Genomic DNA, 18,628 nt, shown 5'->3' on the forward strand with positions numbered 1-18,628 from the left:
GGCCGAAGCGGGCGAAAGGCAAGGCGCGCACGCCTGAAACGCGCCTCTGTTTGGCGGCTACAATAGCCATCTCACATAAGTACGGGGGCAGCACGATGGACTGGCAATTCTGGATCGACCGGGGCGGCACCTTTACGGACATCGTGGCGCGCCGTCCTGACGGCAGCCTGGCCACGCACAAGCTGCTGTCGGAGAACCCGGGCCAGTACCGCGATGCGGCGCTGGCCGGCATGCGCCAGCTGATGGGGCTTGCGCCTGGCGCGCCGCTGCCCGTCGAACTGGTGGGCGCCATCAAGATGGGGACGACGGTCGCGACCAATGCGCTGCTCGAGCGCAAGGGCGAGTCCACCGTGCTGGCCATCACGCGCGGTTTTCGCGACGCCTTGCGCATCGCCTACCAGAACCGCCCCCAGCTGTTCGCGCGCCAGATCATCTTGCCCGAACTGCTGTACGGCGACGTGATCGAGATCGATGAAAGAGTGGGCGCCCAGGGTGACGTCGTGAGCCCGCTCGATGAAGCCGCCGCGCGCGCCGCGCTGGAACAGGCCTATGCGCGCGGCGTGCGCGCCATCGCGATCGTGCTGATGCACGGCTACCGCTACCATGCGCACGAGGCGCGGGTGGCGCAGCTGGCGCGCGAGGCCGGTTTTACGCAGGTGTCCGTGTCGCACGAAGTGAGCCCCATGATGAAACTGGTGGCGCGCGGCGACACCACGGTGGTCGACGCCTATCTGTCGCCGATTTTGCGCCGCTACGTCGACCAGCTGGCGGCCGAACTGCCTGGCGTGCACCTGCAATTCATGCAGTCGAACGGCGGCTTGACGGATGCCCGTGCCTTCCAGGGCAAGGACAGCATTTTGTCCGGCCCCGCCGGCGGCATCGTCGGCATGGTGCGCGCCAGCGCGCTGGCCGGTTTCGATAAAGTCATCGGCTTCGACATGGGCGGCACCTCGACGGACGTGTCGCATTACGCGGGCGAATTCGAGCGCGTGTTCGAGACGCAGATCGCCGGCGTGCGTATGCGCGCGCCCATGATGAGTATCCACACGGTGGCCGCGGGCGGCGGCTCCATCCTGCACTTCGACGGCGCCCGCTACAAGGTGGGGCCGGACAGCGCGGGCGCCAACCCGGGGCCCGCCAGCTACCGGCGCGGCGGTCCGCTGGCTGTCACCGACTGCAATGTCATGCTGGGCAAACTGCAGCCCGCGTTCTTTCCCCGCGTTTTCGGGCCCGACGCCAACGAAGCGCTGGACGCAGCCACGGTGCGCGCCCAGTTCGCGGCGCTGGCGCGCACCGTGGCGAGCACGCCGGAAGAGGTGGCCGAAGGCTATATCGCCATCGCCGTGGGCAATATGGCCAACGCCATCAAGCAGATTTCCGTGCAGCGCGGTCATGACGTCACGGAATATACGCTCACCAGCTTTGGCGGCGCGGGCGGCCAGCACGCCTGCCTGGTGGCCGATGCGCTGGGCATGCGCACGGTGTTCATCCACAGCCTGGCAGGTGTGATGTCGGCCTACGGCATGGGCCTGGCCGACCAGAGCGCCATGCGCGAGCAGGCCATCGAGGCAGCACTGGGCGTGAATCTGGCGCGCGATTTCGCGGCGCTGGGCGAGCTGGCGCGGGGCGACTTGCTGCGCCAGGGCGTGCAAGGGGAGCGCATCGCGCTGGTGTCGCGCGTCCACCTGCGTTATGAGGGCACGGATTCGGCCCTCGTCGTGCTGTTCGATACGGTACCGAGCATGCAGGCGCAGTTTGAGGCAGCGTATAAAAAACGCTTTTCCTTTTTGATGCCGGCGCGCGCCTTGATCGTCGAAGCCATTTCCGTGGAAGCCATCGGCGCGTCCGATGCGCCGCAAGTGGCCGTGCCGGCCTATGCGGCACGTGCGGGCGCGCTGGCGCCCCTGCAGACGGTGGCCATGTACTGCGCCGGTGCGTGGCGCGACAGCGGCCTGTATGGGGCGGACAGCCTGCGCCCCGGCGATACGATAGACGGCCCGGCCATCGTCAGCGACGCCAATGCCACCACCGTCGTCGAACCGGGCTGGCGCGCCGACGTCACGGCGCATGGCCATTTGATCTTGCGCAGGGTCGCCGCCTTGCCCGCACGGCGCGCCATCGGGACGAATGCCGATCCCGTGATGCTGGAAATTTTCAACAACCTGTTCATGTCGATTGCCGAGCAGATGGGCCTGCGGCTGCAAAATACGGCCCATTCCGTCAACATCAAGGAGCGGCTCGACTTCAGCTGCGCCATCTTCGACGCGCAAGGCCACTTGATCGCGAATGCGCCGCACATGCCCGTCCACCTGGGCTCCATGGGCGAGAGCATCCGCACGATCATGACGCGCAATGCGGGCGCCATGCGGCCGGGCGACGTCTTCATGCTGAACGACCCGTACCACGGCGGCACACACTTGCCCGACGTGACGGTGATCTCGCCTGTGTTTGACGAAGCGGGCGACGCCATCCTGTTCTATGTCGGCTCGCGCGGCCACCATGCGGACATCGGCGGCACCACGCCCGGCTCCATGCCGCCCGACTCCACGCGCATCGAGGAAGAGGGCGTGTTGATCGACAATTTCAAGCTGGTCGACGGCGCCACGGGCGTGATGCGCGAAGACGAGACCCTGGCCCTGCTGGCGGGCGCCAGCTGGCCGGCCCGCAACCCCCGGCAAAACCTGGCCGACCTGCGCGCCCAGGTGGCGGCCAACCAGAAGGGGGCCGAAGAATTGCACAAGATGGTCGCGCATTTCGGCCTTGCCGTGGTGCAAGCGTACATGGGCCACGTACAGGACAACGCCGAGGAAGCCGTGCGCAGGGTCATCAAGACCCTGAAGGATGGCAGCTATGCGCTGGACCTGGACAACGGCGCGCGCATCCAGGTGGCGATCAAGGTCGACGTGGCCGAGCGCAGCGCCACCATCGACTTTACGGGGACTTCAAGCCAGCTGCCGAACAATTTCAACGCGCCGTCCGCCGTCTGCATGGCGGCCGTGCTGTACGTATTCCGCACCCTGGTCGACGACGAGATCCCGCTGAACGCGGGCTGCCTGAAGCCCTTGAGCGTGATCATCCCGTCCGGCTCCATGCTCAAGCCGCAGTACCCGGCCTCCGTCGTGTCGGGCAATGTGGAAACCTCGACCTGCATCACCAACGCCCTGTATGGCGCGCTGGGGGCCATGGCCGCCTCGCAGGGGACGATGAACAATTTCACGTTTGGCAGCGCCAAGTACCAATACTACGAGACGATATCGGGCGGCTCTGGCGCCGGCCCCGGTTTCGACGGCACGGACGTGGTGCAGACGAACATGACCAATTCGCGCCTGACGGATCCGGAAATCCTCGAGTGGCGCTTCCCCGTGCGCCTGGACAGCTACAGCATCCGCGCAGGTTCGGGTGGGGCGGGGCGCTGGCACGGCGGCAATGGCGGCGTGCGCCGGGTGCGTTTTCTCGAGCCGATGACGGCAGCGATCTTGTCGAACAACCGCATCCACCCTCCTTTTGGCATGGATGGCGGCGCGCCGGGCGCGCTGGGGCGCAATTACGTGGAGAGGGTGGACGGCACGGTGGAGCACCTGGCGCATATCGGCAAGACCGACATGCAAGCAGGCGACGTCTTCGTCATCGAAACGCCGGGCGGCGGCGGTTACGGCAAGATGGAATAGGCGGTGCCGGCGCTGGCACTGGCGCCGCTCAGCTGCGCACGCACCTGGCCCACGTCTCGCATGGGCGCGCGGCCGAACTGGCGGCTGTATTCGCGGCTGAACTGCGATTCGCTGGCATAGCCGACCCGGTAGCCGGCCGTGCCCGCGTCGATTTGCTCGACCAGCATCAAGCGCCGCGCTTCCTGCAGTCGCAGCAGCTTCTGGTACTGCATCGGCGTCATGGCGGTAATCGCCTTGAAGTGGTGGTGCAGCGAGGACATGCTCATGTTCGCCATGCCGGCCAGGTGCTCGATGCGCAGCGGCTCGCAATAATTGTGCTTGATCCAGTCGATGGCTTGCCCCACCTGGTGCGACTGGCTGCTGGCCAGCGCCATGTGGCGCAGGCGCGCGCCGACGGGGCCATTGAGCAGGCGATAGGTCAGCTCGCGGCGGATCAAGGGCGCCAGCGTGGCGATTTCCTCCGGTTTGTCCAGCAGGCGCACGAGGCGCAGCATGGCGTCGAGCAGCTCGGCCGACACGTCGCTGACGGAAATGCCGCGCGTGGCGGGCAGGATTTTCTGCTGCGCCGCGCTTACGCCGTTACTTTCGCTATCGAGCAGCGCCGCCACGTCGGCGATGTCGATGCCCAGCACCACGCACAGGTGCGGCTTGTCCACGCTCGCTTCCACCACGCGCACCTGCACCGGCAAGTCGACGGAGGTCAGCAGATATTGCATGCGGCTGTAATGGAAGGTTTCACTGCCCAGGGTGACGTCTTTCGCGCCCTGCGCGATGATGGCCACGCTGGGGCGCGCCGCATGGAACAGGGACTCGGTGACCGACGACTGGCGGTGGAAGGTGAGGTTGCCGATGGCGGTCGTGTAGTCGCCCGTGCGCGGCGCGTGGCGGCTGATCAGGGCGGCGATTTCGTCTTGCGGAGTGAGTGGTGTGGACATGGAGGTCAGTATGCGTGAGGCGAGGAAGGGCAGGGGCTGATCTTACGCAGATTTGGAGGATCGTGCAAAGGTCTTGCAGGATCGCGGTAACGGCGGGCGGGCTTCTCGGGCACACTTGTGCAATCGCATGCACTGCACGCGCTTCTTCGCCTCTCTCGTTCCTAACACTACCCAAGGAGTTTTCATGACCACCATCGCCAAAGGCTACGCCGCTCTGGGCCCTACCTCCGCACTGCAACCATTCACGTTCGAGCGCCGCGCCCCGCGCGAAGACGACGTGGCCATCTCGATCAAATACTGTGGCGTGTGCCATTCCGATATCCACCAGGCGCGCGACGAATGGGGCGGCGCCGCCTTCCCGATGGTGCCCGGCCATGAAATCGCCGGCGTCGTCACGGCCGTCGGCGCCAATGTCAGCAAGTTCAAGGTGGGCGACCACGTGGGCGTGGGCTGCTTCGTCGATTCCTGCACCACCTGCAAGACGCGCAACGTGGACCTGGAACAGTACATGCCAGGCCTGATCCAGACCTACAACGGCCTGGAAGCGGACGGCAAGACGGCCACGCAGGGCGGTTACTCGGACAGCATCGTCGTCAAGGAAGGCTATGTGCTGTCGATTCCTGACAATCTGCCGCTGGACGCCGCCGCACCGCTGCTGTGCGCCGGCATCACCCTGTATTCGCCGCTGAACCACTGGAAGGCCGGCCCTGGCAAGCAGGTCGCCATCCTGGGCATGGGTGGCCTGGGCCACATGGGCGTCAAGATTGCCCACGCCATGGGCGCCGAAGTGACGGTGCTGAGCCAGACTTTGTCGAAGCGCGAAGACGGCCTGCGTCTGGGCGCCAAGCATTACTACGCCACCAACGATGCGGAAACGTTCAGCAAACTGGCCGGCACCTTCGACCTGATCATCTGCACCGTGGGCGCGGCTATCGACTGGAACCAGTACATCAACCTGCTGAAAGTCGATGGCAGCATGGTCATCGTCGGCATCCCTGAAGGCGCCGTGCCGCCAATCAGCGCCTTCGGCCTGGTGGGCGCGCGTCGCAGCCTGTCCGGCTCCATGATCGGATCGATCAAGGAAACCCAGGAAATGCTGGATTTCTGCGGCAAGCACAATATCGTGTCCGACATCGAGATCATCCGCATCCAGGATATCAATGAGGCGTTTGAGCGCGTCGTCAAGAGCGATGTACGTTACCGCTTCGTCATCGACATGGCCTCTCTGTAACACCCGAAAAAAGCCCAGGGCGTTGTTGCCGCGTCTCGCCGTACATTCGTACTGTCTTCGACGCGGCGCCTAGCCCTGGGCGTTTTTCGGGCGTTCCAGGAGCGCTAGCAGAAAAGCCAAGACCAGATTCTTAGATTCGGTTCGCCATCTCATCCATCCCATCCCCGCAAAAAATCAAGCTCAGACATCACTTTCTTTACTTGAGTCAAGAATCGGCTTAAAATGAAACCGTACAGTACAGTTTCGCTACGTAGATTTAAAAAATCAGCCATCCCCGGCGTATTTGCCTGGGCAGGGGAGGCGTCATGGATAAAAAATGGACACTTCAGTAAATAAAGGAGCGCCGGCGATCCCGGCGGTCTTCAGGGGCAAGCGGCTTGCCCTGACGGTTTTCGGCATGTTTCTTGGATTTACCGGCCTGGCCCTGGCGGCGGGCGGCATTGAACTGATTACCCTCGGCGGTTCCTGGTATTACCTGCTGGCCGGACTCGGCTTGCTCTTGGCCGGCGTGCTGTACTTGCGCCGCAAGCCGCTGGCGAGCAGCATCATCGCCGCGCTGGTCATCGCCACCGTGGCCTGGGCCGTGTGGGAAATCGGTTTTGCTTTCTGGCCCATGGTGCCGCGCCTGGCGCCATTCCTCGTCATCGGCCTGGTGGCCGCCTTGCTGCATCCTTGGCTGGCAGGCCGTGGTCACGCTGGCCAGTCGCGCGGTTTCGCGGCCCTGTTTGCCGTCGTGCTGGTAGCCGGCTTCGCTGCCATGTTCAAGCCGCACGGCGTGACGGACGCCACCGCGCAGCCGCAGCAGGATGCGGTGACGGCCGTCAACGACGGCAGCGCCAACTGGGCGCACTACGGTTATGGGCCGAAGGGCACGCGCTTCGCGCCGTACACGCAGATCGACAAGCAGAATGTCGACAAGCTGGAAGTGGCGTGGACCTACCGCTCGGGCGAGCTGGCCGAAGGCGCGTCCGAATCGCAAAACACGCCACTGCAGATCGGCGACACCATCTATACGTGCACACCGATGAGCAAGGTCATCGCGCTGGACGCGGACACGGGCAAGGAGCGCTGGACCTTCGATCCCAAGCCGGCCAACACCAGGACGTGGAACCGCTGCCGCGGCGTCGGCTACTACGAGCCGGCCAAGGTGGATAAGCCGTTCCGTTTTGAGGGCATGCAGGCGGCCAGCGCGCCGGTGGCGGGCGCGTGCGCCAGGCGCATCGTGCAAGTGACCATGGATGCGCGCCTGATAGAGATTGACGCGCAGACGGGCAAGCAGTGCGAGGCTTTCGGCGGCAAGGGTTCCGTCGACCTCACCGTCGGCCTGGGCAAGGTGAAAATGAACGTGCCGTACTACGCCTACACGTCCGCGCCCACGGTGGCGCGCAATCTGATCATCCTCGGCGGCTGGGTGTTCGACGGCCGCTCCACCGATGAACCATCGGGCGTCGTGCGCGCCTATAGCGCCGACACGGGTGAACTGGTGTGGGCCTGGGACCTGGGCAATCCGGCCATCACCAAGCTGCCGCCGGAAGGGCAGACCTACACGCGCAGCACGCCGAACATGTGGTCGACGCCTGCGTTCGACGATGCACTGGGCCTGGTGTACCTGCCGACGGGGAACGAGCAGCCCGACTTCTGGGGTGGCAAGCGTCCACCGCTGACGGAAAAGTATGCGTCGGCCATCGTTGCACTCGACATGGCCACTGGCCGCGAGCGCTGGACGTATCAAACCGTTCACCACGATATCTGGGATTACGACGTGGCCGCGCAGCCGGCCCTGTACGACGTCCCGGACGGCAAGGGCGGCACGATCCCCGCGCTGGTGCAACTGACCAAGCGGGGCCAGATCTTCATGCTGGACCGTCGCACGGGAAAACCGATCGCGGACGTGGTGGAAAAAACCGTGCCGCAGGAGCACGCGGCCGGCGACTGGGTGTCGAAAACACAGCCATACTCCACCGGCATGCCGGCCCTCGGTGCGGAAACGCTGACGGAGCGCGACATGTGGGGCGCCACCTTCTTCGACCAGCTGGCCTGCCGCATCAGCTTCCGCAAGCTCAATTACCAGGGCGAATTCACGGCGCCAAGCACAAAAGAGACCCTGATTAATCCGGGCTACTACGGCGGCTTCAACTGGGGCGGCGCGGCTGTCGATGAAAGCAATGGCTATATGTTCGTCAATGATATCCGCATGCCGCAAGTGGTCAAGCTGGTGCCGCGCGAGACGGTGGACGTGGCCAAGCTGACGTCGGGCCACGGCGTGGGCAGCACTTATCCGATGGATGGCACGCCGTTCATCATCGACCACAAGGCCTTCAATTCTCCGTTGGGCATACCCTGCCAAAGCCCGCCGTGGGGCGTGTTTGCCGCCATCGACCTGAAGACGCGCACGAAAGTGTGGGAGCGTCCGGCCGGCACGGTGCAGGATGCCGTCATCAACGGCGTGCGCGCGCGGCTGCCCATCCCGCTGGGCATGCCCACCCTCGGTGGCGGCGTGAGCACGGCGTCGGGCCTGGTGTTTTATACGGGCACGCAGGATTATTATCTGCGCGCCATGGAAATCGCCACGGGCCGTGAAGTGTGGAAGGCGCGCATGCCCGTCGGTTCGCAGGGCACGCCGATGACGTATGTGTCGCCCAGGTCGGGCCGCCAGTACGTCGTGGTGGTGGCGGGCGGCGCCCGCCAGAGCCCGGATCGGGGAGATTACGTGATAGCATACGCGCTTCCCAATACACAGTAAGAGTTTGCTTCATGCCCCAGTTGCGCACCGTTCCAGCTTCCCCCAGTACCCGAAGCGAGGAGCGGCGCCGCAAGCTGCTGGTGGCGGCGGCGGACCTCTTCCTCGCCTCCGGCTACGACGGCGTCAGCATGGACGCCATCGTGGCCGAGGCGGGCGGCTCGAAAGCCACCGCCTATCGTTACTTTGGCAGCAAGCAGGAGCTGCTGGTGGCCGTGGTCGAATACCTGTGCGCCGATTTCATCATCGACCTGCGCGGGCTCGATACCTCGCAAGCGGGCCTGGAACAAGGCTTGCAGCTGATCCTCGATGAACTGGTGGCCGTCGTCACCAGCCCCCGCCACGTGGATTTCTACCGTCTCGTCGTCACGGGCGCGGCCGCCGTGCCGGCCGTGGGACTGGCCTGGTACGAGCACGGCCCGCAAGTGTGGCATGCGCTGATCCTGCGCCTGCTGGAGCAGCAGCGCACCCAGGGCCGCATCGCTCCCGATACCTCGTTTTCCAACCTGCCGCAAATCCTGTTCGACGCCGTCTTCTCGCACCTGACCACGCGCACCGTCATGCTGGGGCAGGGCGGCGATGCTGCCACGTTCCGGCCCTTGATTGCGGAGCTGATCGAGCTGGTGGTGGCGCGGGTGGAGCGTAGCTCGGATTAGCCCCGGAAGGGTTGCAATCCGGCTGGCGTGATCTCGCGAATCGCATACCCGGATACGCTGCCAGTTACGAATGCCGTGGCCGGCGTGAAGCGATGCTGCAGCTAGCGGCGGCACGCGCAAGCCGTGAGGAGTTCCAATATGCCGGCAACTCGCGCCATACATGCAGGCCGTCTGCCGCGCCGCTGTACCGTCCCGCCAGAATATCCCGAGCCATCCGGTTTTCATCTTGCATTGTTTGCAACTGGGACATTTTGTCTCAATGTATGGAAATTGTTTTAAAGTAGTATGCATCAAAGCGTGCAGCAACTCCAACCTTGAACAGACGCTGCTGAAGCAGTGTTTTGAGGTAGCGCTCCCCACGATAGATAGTGTCAAGTAATAGACTGGAAATACGCAAAATGATGGATTGGACCCCTATAGTCTTCGTTACGTTCAAGGCTCTCGTGCTCGGCACGGGCATGTTCTTCGCCATCAAGTGGCATTACGATCAAGGGAAGAAGGATAAGGATAAGGCGAAGCAGAATCGCGCGGTGCTGCGCGCGAGCGGCAAGGTGGTCGCAGGCTTCGTGCTTTTGCTCATGGCCTTGGGGATTGTCACCTTCTTTGTTGTCAGGATGGTCGGTTTGGATATGACCCTCCCCTGATGGCAAAGAACAGTCTGCCGATATCCAGTGATGCGGCAGCCATTCCCCGATGCGGCTCGGGCAGCATCGGCAGGCGTGTCAGAGCTCGCTTCGGCCCATAGTCATCGCTGCGGGACGATGCATCGGCAAGCCATCAGCTTACGGCAATAGTCAGCTAGCAATACCATACTTGTGTTGCGTGGCCGCATACTGCTGCTTGAGTGACTCCAGCTGCGGATGCTTGGGATCGATCTTGCGGATTACCTGCATCTGGTGCTGTGCCTGTTCAGCCAGCGGGGCTTCCCAGCCCAGCATGTTGAGCTGGCGCAAAATGGCCTCGACGGAGGCGAACAGCACGGGCAGGTTGCCTGGCGTTTTGCGCAGGGCCTGGCGCAGCACGAAGACGGCCCCCTTGAGCTCGCCGCTTTCCGACTTGCTGGCCGCATCCTGCATCAGTTCCTGCACCTGGTTGCTGATCTGCTGGCCCATGCCTTGCGCCAAGTCATGGCGTCCGGCCTTTTCAAATACATCGACGGCCGCTTCCATCGTCACTTCGCTGTCGGCTTCGTTGACGAGTTTCATCATGACGTCGGACGCGGCCTGTTCCAGATTGTTTTTCAGGCAGCTTTGCACGAGGCCCACTTTCAGCTGCGTCGACAGGCCCCGCGCCGTGTCCAGGGCGGCGGCGGCCAATTGCAGTTCGCTGGCGGCGGCGATGTCGTTGCCCGACAATTCATGCAGCATGGCGGCCGAGATGGCGCGGCACGCTTCCACGTTGGCGCCGCCCCGCAGGGAGCGCTCCATGTCGCGCAGCACGCCGCTCGCTTGCGGCGCATCGCCTTTCTTGACCAGCGTTTTGACCAGGTTGACGTGGTCTTCCGGATCGCGGAATTCAGAGTACTTCGCTTTGGTGACCACCTGCTTGTAGGCCCGCTCGGCCGCGCCGATATCGCCCGTGTCAAACGCGATGCCGCCCAGGTGGCGCAAGCGGCGCACCATGTGCGGTGAAATGGCCACCGCGTCTTCGAGGATTTTCTTCGCCTGCAGTTGCTGGCCCATGGCTTCATGGTTTTGCGCCAGCAGGTCGTAGGCGGCCATGAAGCGGGGATAGGTTTCCACCAGTTCCAGCAGCGAATCCTGCGCCTCCTCGTGGCGCTGCTGTTCGAACAGGGTGCGCGCCAAGCCCAGATGGGCCCAGGCCATGGGCCGCGTGGCCAGCATGTCGGCGTACAGCTGTTCCGCTTCCTTCCATTCGTCCAGGGCGATGTGCAGTTCGGCACGCAGGCGGGTGAAATCGGCCGCCAGGCGCGGGTGCTGCAGTTCGGCCGCGCGGCAGCTTTTCACGGCTTCGCGCAAGTCACCCTTGTCGATCAGCTGATACGTGGGCAGGAAAATGGCACGCCGTTCGATGGCGCGCGCGATGCGTCCGCTCAGCACGTCGACGGTGAACGGTTTCAGGATGTAGTCGGACGGGATCAGTTCGGCTGCGCTGATCACCTTGCTGTGGATGGCTTCGGAGGTCAGCATGATGAAGATCGTCCACAGGCCGATCAGCTTGTGGTGGCGCAAGTCTTCCAGTAACTGCTGGCCGTCCTGGCCGTCCGTGCCGCTACCAAGATCGTATTCGCACAGGATGATGTCGAACGGTTTCTTCGTCAGCAGGCGGATGGCCGTGCCGGAATTGACGGCATATTCCACCTTGGTAATGGCGGCCTGGTTCAGCATATTGTGCAGATTGCCCCGCATGCTGGGGTTCGGGTCGACGATCAGGACAGATAAGTCGCTAGTTTCTGGCATGGTTCAGCTCTCGTTCATCTGTTCGGTCATTTGCGGGAACTCTTCTTATATGTCGCTGTTTGGCAGTATTGTTTTTTATCAGCATACTGCAAAGCCGGGCGACACTGCCAGCAAAATGCATGCAATCAGGCACGCTGCGCGAGGGCAGGCGTGTCGGGCGCCGTCCAGCGTTGTATTTCATGACACGCACGCCCCGTGCAATGGCGCTGGCACCTGTTTTTCCGGCAATTCCTTGACTAGCGTGATAGTATTCTAAAATGCAACACTTATTGCATGCCGCGCCATGTCGCGGCCAGGCATGCGCAAGGCTTTACCGGGCGCTTTATTCCTTTCTGGTGTCGATACCCGTCATGCGCGTTCCTGATCTGTCTACCTTGCGGCGCGTTGCCGTTCCCCTCGCATTTGGCGGCAACAGCGAACAGCAGCATACCTATTTCGCGGAATTGCACCGGGTCGGCATGGTCACGCAGCTGCTGGGCATCATCGCCTACAGCCTGACCTGGCTGCTGATGCCCGATCCCTATCATCCGAACCTGGCGCACGCCGTGCTCGCGCTGCTGGGCATGTTGACGAGCCTGGTCGTGCGCTACCGCTGCACCACCTTGCCCGTGCTGACCATTACCGGCGCCTGCGCCGTGCTGGCCCTGACTTTCGGCTTGCGCACCATGGCCGACGCCGTGCAGCACGCCAGCTTCTGGGTCTTGCCCGTGGGCGTCTTCATGACCCTGGCCATCGCCTCCATCTTCAATGGCGGCCTCAGCTACCTCGCCGTGGTGGCGGGCGTGTGGTGGAACGTGGGCCACGGCCTGTACCCGGTGAACGCGGGCTTGCCCGACCAATCCTGGGCGCCGCTGATGATCGCCGTCAGCGTGCTGTTCGGGCTGGCGCTGAATGTCAGTTTCAGCTTATTGCGTTTGCGCAACTATCACTCCAAAGTGGAGTTGACGCGGCTGGCCTTCCAGGACGGCCTGACGGGCTTGAACAACCGCCGCATGTTCACGCAGCGCGCCCAGCAGATGCATGGCGCGCTCCACGGCGGCGTGCTGCATTTCCTGATGATCGACATCGACGATTTCAAGATCATCAACGACCAGCAGGGCCATGATGCGGGCGATGAGGTGCTCGTCCGCACGGCCGCCATCATCGCCGACAAGGCGCAAGGCCATTTGTGCGGGCGCCTGGGCGGCGAGGAATTCGGCGTCGTCTACGCGGGCGACCGCGAGGCCGTGCGCGCCTTTGCGGGCGCCCTGGTCGAGGCCGTCAGCCAGGCGTTCCTGGCCGCGCAGTTCGTGTCGATCAGCGTGGGCGTGGCCGAGCTGGACCGGGACAAGGAGCTGGGCCACAGCTACCGGCTGGCCGATGAGGCGCTGTACCTGGCCAAGCGCCAAGGCAAGAACCGCTATGTGATCGCCTGAGGTTGTTGTTGCGGTGTCAAAAACTGCCGCTTTGCGGGGCAAAAGGGTGGCAAAGCCCCAAGTTCCGGTCATAAGGCAGGGGTAAAACGGGTATAATGCGCGCAAAGGAAATTTGCCGTACGAAAGATATTGTCATACCTACCTTTAACCCGCAGCCACGCTGCATCAACCACCTTCCAATCATGTTGATACTGCCGGGTTCCAATGCCCTGTCCCATTTCCGTAGCCACCGTCTGTTAAGCCAACTGCAAGCCGTCTCGCCTGCGATTGTTGCCGTACAAGCACGCTATGTCCATTTCATCGATGCCAGCGCGCCTCTCACCAACGACGACAGCACGCGCCTTGGCGCCTTGCTGACGTACGGCGAGCCGGCCCACGCTGACAATACGGAAGGCGCTGCCGAAGAATTCTTCGTCATTCCCCGTTTCGGCACGATTTCGCCGTGGGCTTCGAAAGCCACCGACATCGCGCATAACTGCGGCATGGCGCACATCAAGCGCGTCGAACGCGGCATCGCTTTCCGCATCAACCTGAAATCGGGCATCCTGGGCAGCGCCATTGGCGCCGGCAAATTGACGGACGAGCAGGTGCAAGCTGTGGCCGACCTGCTGCATGACCGCATGACGGAATCCGTACTGCGCAGCGCCGACGACGCCAAGGACTTGTTCCGCACCCTGGAAGCGCGTCCACTGGAATCGATCGACTTGCTGGGGCAGGGCAAGCGTGCCCTGGAAACGGCGAACACGGAACTGGGCCTGGCGATGTCGGAAGACGAAATCGACTACCTGGACACCGCCTTCACCAAGGCCGGCCGCAACCCGACGGATGTGGAACTGATGATGTTCGCGCAGGCGAACAGCGAGCATTGCCGCCACAAGATCTTCAACGCCGACTGGACCATCGACGGCGTGGCGCAGCCAAAATCGCTGTTCGGCATGATCAAGAACACGCATGAATTGCAGCCGAAGGGCACCGTCGTCGCCTACAGCGACAATTCCTCGATCATGGAAGGCGCGACCGTCTCGCGCTTCTACCCGCGCGGTGCAAATCACGAATATGCGGCGTCGACGGAACTGACGCACACCCTGATGAAGGTGGAAACGCATAACCACCCGACGGCGATTTCTCCATTCCCCGGCGCCTCCACGGGCGCGGGCGGCGAGATCCGCGACGAAGGCGCAACGGGTCGCGGCGCCAAGCCAAAGGCTGGCCTGACCGGTTTCACGGTATCGAACTTGTCGCTGCCGGATGCCGTGCGCAGCTGGGAAACGGCCGCTTCCGTGACGGCGCCATTGGCATCGCGTTCTGATGCAGATCAATACGGCAAGCCGGAACGCATCGCTTCGCCCCTGCAAATCATGATCGAAGGCCCATTGGGCGGCGCCGCGTTCTCTAACGAATTCGGCCGTCCGGTATTGGGTGGTTACTTCCGCACGTATGAACAGAACGTCGGCACGGACAAAGACGCCGTATTCGGCTACCACAAGCCGATCATGATCGCGGGCGGCATCGGTAATATCTCGGCGCAACACACGCACAAGAACGACATCCCCGTCGGCAGCCTGCTGGTGCAGCTGGGTGGCCCGGGCATGCGCATCGGCATGGGCGGCAGCGCCGCCTCGTCGATGACCACCGGCAGCAACACGGCCGACCTGGACTTCGATTCCGTCCAGCGCGGCAATCCGGAAATGGAACGCCGCGCCCAGGAAGTCATCAACGCCTGCTGGCAAATGGGCGCCGACAACCCGATCATCTCCATCCACGACGTGGGTGCGGGCGGTTTGTCGAACGCGTTCCCGGAAATCACCAACGACGCCAAGCGCGGCGCGATTTTCGACCTGCGCAAAGTGCCACTGGAAGAATCGGGCATGGCGCCGAAGGAAATCTGGAGCAATGAATCGCAGGAACGCTATGTCCTGGCCATCGCGCCGGAAAGCCTGCCCTTATTCAAAGCCATGTGCGAACGCGAACGCTGTTTGTTCGCCGCCGTGGGCGTGGCCACCGAAGAGCGTCAACTGAAACTGATCGACCCGGAACTGGGCAACGAGCCAGTCGACATGCCGATGGACGTCTTGCTGGGCAAACCGCCGAAGATGCAGCGCGACGTGGTCCACGTTGCCAACGATTTCCCGGCGATCGACCTGACGGGCATGGACCTGGTGGATGTGGCGCAAAAAGTGTTGCTGCTGCCGACCGTGGCCGACAAATCCTTCCTGATCACCATCGGCGACCGCAGCGTAGGCGGCATGACCGTGCGCGACCAGATGGTAGGACCATGGCAAGTGCCGGTGGCCGATTGCGCCGTCACCACCATGAGCTTTGAAGGTTATCTGGGCGAAGCGATGGCCATGGGCGAACGCACGCCGCTGGCCGTCATCGACGCCGCCGCCTCGGGCCGCATGGCCGTGGGCGAAGCCGTCACCAATATCGCCGCCGCAGCGATTGCCGACATCTCCGACATCAAGCTGTCCGCCAACTGGATGGCCGCCTGCGGCCAGCCTGGCCAGGACGCAGCCCTGTACGACACGGTAAAAGCCGTGGGCATGGACCTGTGCCCGGCACTGGGCATCAGCATCCCCGTCGGCAAGGATTCGCTGTCGATGCGCACGACGTGGAAAGACGACAGCACGGGCGCGGCCAAATCCGTCACCTCGCCAGTGTCGCTGATCGTGTCCTCGTTCGCGCCAGTGCTTGATGTGCGCAAGTCGCTCACGCCGCAGCTGAAGACGGACCAGGGCGACACCTCGCTGATCTTGATCGACCTGGGCCGCGGCAAGAACCGCCTGGGCGCCTCGGCGCTGGCGCAAGTCATGGGCCAGTTGGGCAATGAAACGCCGGACGTGGACAGCGCGGAAGACCTGAAAGGCTTCTTCGCCGCCATCCAGAAATTGAACAGCGACGACAAGCTGCTGGCCTACCATGACCGTTCGGACGGCGGCCTGTACGCCACCCTGACGGAAATGGCCTTCGCCGGCCACGCGGGCATGTCCGTCAACCTGGACATGCTGACCATGGAAGGCGAACACTCGAGCGATTGGGGCGACGCCAAGAACTGGACGGGCCAGGTAGCGGAACGCCGCAACGAACTGACCCTGCGCGCCTTGTTCAGCGAAGAGCTGGGCGCCGTCATCCAGGTGCGTGCGGAAGAAAAGTCGCTCGTCATGGACGTGCTGCGCACCTTCAACCTGGGCGCCTGCAGCCATATCATCGGCAAATTGAACGACCGCGACGTCATCGAATTCACGCGCGACGCCAAGCTGATTTACACCCAGCCGCGCGCGGCTCTGCATCGCCTGTGGAGCGAAACGAGCTGGCGCATCGCCCGCCTGCGCGACAATCCAGCCTGCGCGGACGCTGAATACGACCGTTTGCTGGACGTGCAAGACCCGGGCATGTCGCCTATCGTCACCTTCGACCAGAACGAGAACATCGCCGCGCCATTCATCGCCACGGGCGTGCGTCCGCGTGGGGCCATCTTGCGCGAGCAGGGCGTCAACTCGCACATCGAGACGGCGTACGTGATGCACCAGGCAGGCTTCACGGCCGTCGACGTGCACATGAGCGACCTGATTGCGGGCAGAGTCAAACTGGACGACTTCCAGGGCGTCATCGCCGTGGGCGGTTTCTCGTACGGCGACGTACTTGGCGCGGGCGAAGGCTGGGCGAAAACCATCCTGTTCAACGCCAGCCTGGCGGAACAGTTCGCGCGCTTCTTCAACCGCACGGACAGCTTCGGTCTCGGTATCTGTAACGGCTGCCAGATGATGAGCAATTTGAAATCCATCATCCCCGGCGCCCACGCCTGGCCCAAGTTCACGCGCAACAAGTCGGAGAAATTCGAAGGCCGCTTTGCCATGGTCGAAGTCATGGATTCCCCATCGATCTTCTTCAACGGCATGGCCGGCACGCAAGCCGGCATCGCCATCGCCCACGGCGAAGGCTACGCCGACTTCTCGCAAACGGGCGACATCACCCAGGTCACCAAAGCCATGCGCTTCGTCGACAACAAGGGCGCCGCCACGGAAGCGTATCCGTACAACCCGAACGGCTCGCCGGAAGGCATCACCTCCGTGACCACGCCAGACGGCCGCTTCACCGTGCTGATGCCGCATGCAGAACGCGTGTTCCGTTCGGTACAGCAGTCTTACCATCCTGAAGCATGGGGTGAGGATTCGCCTTGGATGCGCATGTTCAGGAATGCGCGGAAGTTTGTGGGGTAATTAAGCTAGTTGTGGCGCGGCGTCTGGTTCAAGGCGCTGCTGCTGGGGTAGGAATGAGAAAGCCGCTGTCGGGAGACAGCGGCTTTTTTTCTGTATCTGTTATGGAGAAATATTTGTCGAGATTAAGGCGGAATTAAATCTGGAAAATGGTTCTGAAGCGTTCGATGTTTCATATCTTCTCCAATCCGTTGAAAGTTACTTTTCCTTTTGCAGAGATATCGTACGTAACTATCAATATGTTTAGTTCTGCTTCTAAAATTTTCTCCAGTTCCTTCAATGGTTTCTCCGGAATAACTAAAACTTTGCTTACGATTTTTTTCGTAAACTCTGCCACCTTGGGCATATGCACAGTAAGTTGCCCGACTGCGGTGTAAATGCTTTGCGTGCCGGAATTTGTTTTTACCTCAAAAAGGATAGATGATGTCTTTCCATTAACCACAAGATCAACAGCTGTTGATTTTAATGTCTGCGCCGATAGAAAGAACTCCTGCTCAAGAGCATTAACGACTTTTCCATGACTGCAATCCGGGAATACTTTCCGTGGTGTAAATGAACGTCGTTTGCCACTAAATTCTTTAAAATATGGACGAAGATCATTTAAATTTCTGGCTCGGCTCCCTGGATTTATCAGCTTTTTATCAGGGTTCGCACCACTCATTGATGTTAGATCTAGATCTTGAAAAGACTTGCGAAGATTTTGGGAAAATTCCCCAATTTCAGAAATTAGGTTTTTTGAATTTAACAATGTTATGAAAAGGTAATCTCTTAAGCCGTCGCTATTTTCTCCCTCAATCACATCTGCTGCCATCACCTCAAATACAATATCAAGCTCTATTCTACTTTTTTTTGTAATTATTCCTCGATGTGCGACTATGATTTCTCCGCTATCGATATCTTTTAGAAAAACACCGCCTAATTGCCTGGTGAATTTCTCCGTATTGTAATTAAATTGTACGTCGATCGTTAGTTGTGTATCTTCATGAGGATCTCCTCGCCCGAAAAGATTGACTATCTTTCCCGGTGTGCGAATTGATTCCCAGTTGGCAAACCATAAGGAATCCGCACCGTTGTCAGTTAGAAATGAAATTTCTCTAACCTCTTTGTTTCCGGGGAAACCAATTGTTCTTTTCTGCGTGCGAACAGTGGCGGAATAGAGGCTATCTTGTAATTTTTTGCCGAGCCTTGAAATTTCGTTAAGATTCTCAATTTCATGATATGACACAATAACTCCTGTAATTGTTTTGTTGAAATTAGTTCTGTATCGCGATATTTATATGAGTATTATAAAAACTTAGCTATCCCAACAATCGCCATTGCAGATTTTCCCAGCAAAAAAATGCACA

10 protein-coding genes and 1 pseudogene are annotated in these 18,628 nt (G+C 61.6%); 7 read left to right on the forward strand and 4 right to left on the reverse strand.

Going from position 1 to position 18,628, the window contains the following annotated elements; all coding sequences use genetic code 11:
• The first annotated feature begins 95 nt into the window (after positions 1 to 95).
• Positions 96 to 3,668 carry a hydantoinase B/oxoprolinase family protein gene (locus ACQ4WY_RS00180; protein WP_436502288.1) on the forward strand — a complete coding sequence of 1,191 codons (3,573 nt, stop codon included), beginning with the start codon at positions 96 to 98 and terminating at the stop codon, positions 3,666 to 3,668.
• Here the strand turns inward: ACQ4WY_RS00180 and ACQ4WY_RS00185 are convergent.
• Positions 3,650 to 4,603, reverse strand: coding sequence for an AraC family transcriptional regulator (locus ACQ4WY_RS00185; RefSeq protein ID WP_436502289.1), 954 nt, complete (start codon positions 4,601 to 4,603; stop codon positions 3,650 to 3,652). The genes ACQ4WY_RS00180 and ACQ4WY_RS00185 overlap by 19 nt on opposite strands.
• A gap of 184 nt (positions 4,604 to 4,787) precedes the next feature.
• Here ACQ4WY_RS00185 and ACQ4WY_RS00190 point away from each other — a divergent pair, with 184 nt between their 5' ends.
• The 3 genes from ACQ4WY_RS00190 to ACQ4WY_RS00200 all read left to right on the forward strand — a co-directional run bounded on the left by ACQ4WY_RS00190 (position 4,788) and on the right by ACQ4WY_RS00200 (position 9,230).
• The gene (locus ACQ4WY_RS00190) at positions 4,788 to 5,834 is read left to right on the forward strand and encodes an NAD(P)-dependent alcohol dehydrogenase (RefSeq protein ID WP_353657351.1); all 1,047 of its coding nucleotides are present in this window, start codon (positions 4,788 to 4,790) and stop codon (positions 5,832 to 5,834) included.
• 316 nt (positions 5,835 to 6,150) lie between these two features.
• Entirely contained in the window at positions 6,151 to 8,577 is a 2,427-nt protein-coding gene (locus ACQ4WY_RS00195) for a membrane-bound PQQ-dependent dehydrogenase, glucose/quinate/shikimate family (protein WP_436502290.1), read from the forward strand.
• Between the two features lie 11 nt (positions 8,578 to 8,588).
• The gene (locus tag ACQ4WY_RS00200) at positions 8,589 to 9,230 is read left to right on the forward strand and encodes a TetR/AcrR family transcriptional regulator (protein ID WP_436502291.1); all 642 of its coding nucleotides are present in this window, start codon (positions 8,589 to 8,591) and stop codon (positions 9,228 to 9,230) included.
• Here the strand turns inward: ACQ4WY_RS00200 and ACQ4WY_RS00205 are convergent.
• Positions 9,227 to 9,450, reverse strand: a pseudogene (locus tag ACQ4WY_RS00205) (PLP-dependent aminotransferase family protein); the annotation flags it as partial. The gene ACQ4WY_RS00200 and the pseudogene ACQ4WY_RS00205 sit on opposite strands and share 4 nt — an antisense overlap.
• A gap of 178 nt (positions 9,451 to 9,628) precedes the next feature.
• Between ACQ4WY_RS00205 and ACQ4WY_RS00210 the strand changes: the two are divergent.
• The gene (locus ACQ4WY_RS00210; protein WP_353657348.1) at positions 9,629 to 9,874 is read left to right on the forward strand and encodes a hypothetical protein; all 246 of its coding nucleotides are present in this window, start codon (positions 9,629 to 9,631) and stop codon (positions 9,872 to 9,874) included.
• Positions 9,875 to 10,024: 150 nt separating this feature from the next.
• Here the strand turns inward: ACQ4WY_RS00210 and ACQ4WY_RS00215 are convergent, their stop codons facing one another.
• Complete coding sequence (locus ACQ4WY_RS00215; protein WP_436502292.1) at positions 10,025 to 11,650, reverse strand: response regulator; 1,626 nt, start codon at positions 11,648 to 11,650, stop codon at positions 10,025 to 10,027.
• A 350-nt stretch (positions 11,651 to 12,000) separates the two neighbouring features.
• Here ACQ4WY_RS00215 and ACQ4WY_RS00220 point away from each other — a divergent pair, with 350 nt between their 5' ends.
• Together ACQ4WY_RS00220 and purL are read left to right on the forward strand one after the other, a co-directional pair.
• Complete coding sequence (locus ACQ4WY_RS00220; protein ID WP_436502293.1) at positions 12,001 to 13,065, forward strand: GGDEF domain-containing protein; 1,065 nt, start codon at positions 12,001 to 12,003, stop codon at positions 13,063 to 13,065.
• A 182-nt stretch (positions 13,066 to 13,247) separates the two neighbouring features.
• Complete coding sequence (gene purL / locus ACQ4WY_RS00225; protein WP_436502294.1) at positions 13,248 to 17,285, forward strand: phosphoribosylformylglycinamidine synthase; 4,038 nt, start codon at positions 13,248 to 13,250, stop codon at positions 17,283 to 17,285.
• Positions 17,286 to 17,454: 169 nt separating this feature from the next.
• Here purL and ACQ4WY_RS00230 read toward each other — a convergent pair whose 3' ends face one another.
• Positions 17,455 to 18,507, reverse strand: a complete 1,053-nt coding sequence (locus ACQ4WY_RS00230) for a hypothetical protein (protein WP_436502295.1) — start codon at positions 18,505 to 18,507, stop codon at positions 17,455 to 17,457.
• Between the last annotated feature and the right edge of the window lie 121 nt (positions 18,508 to 18,628).

This window comes from Janthinobacterium salmonicoloratum (assembly GCF_051380845.1).
In the GTDB taxonomy this organism is placed as follows: domain Bacteria; phylum Pseudomonadota; class Gammaproteobacteria; order Burkholderiales; family Burkholderiaceae_D; genus Janthinobacterium; species Janthinobacterium lividum_F.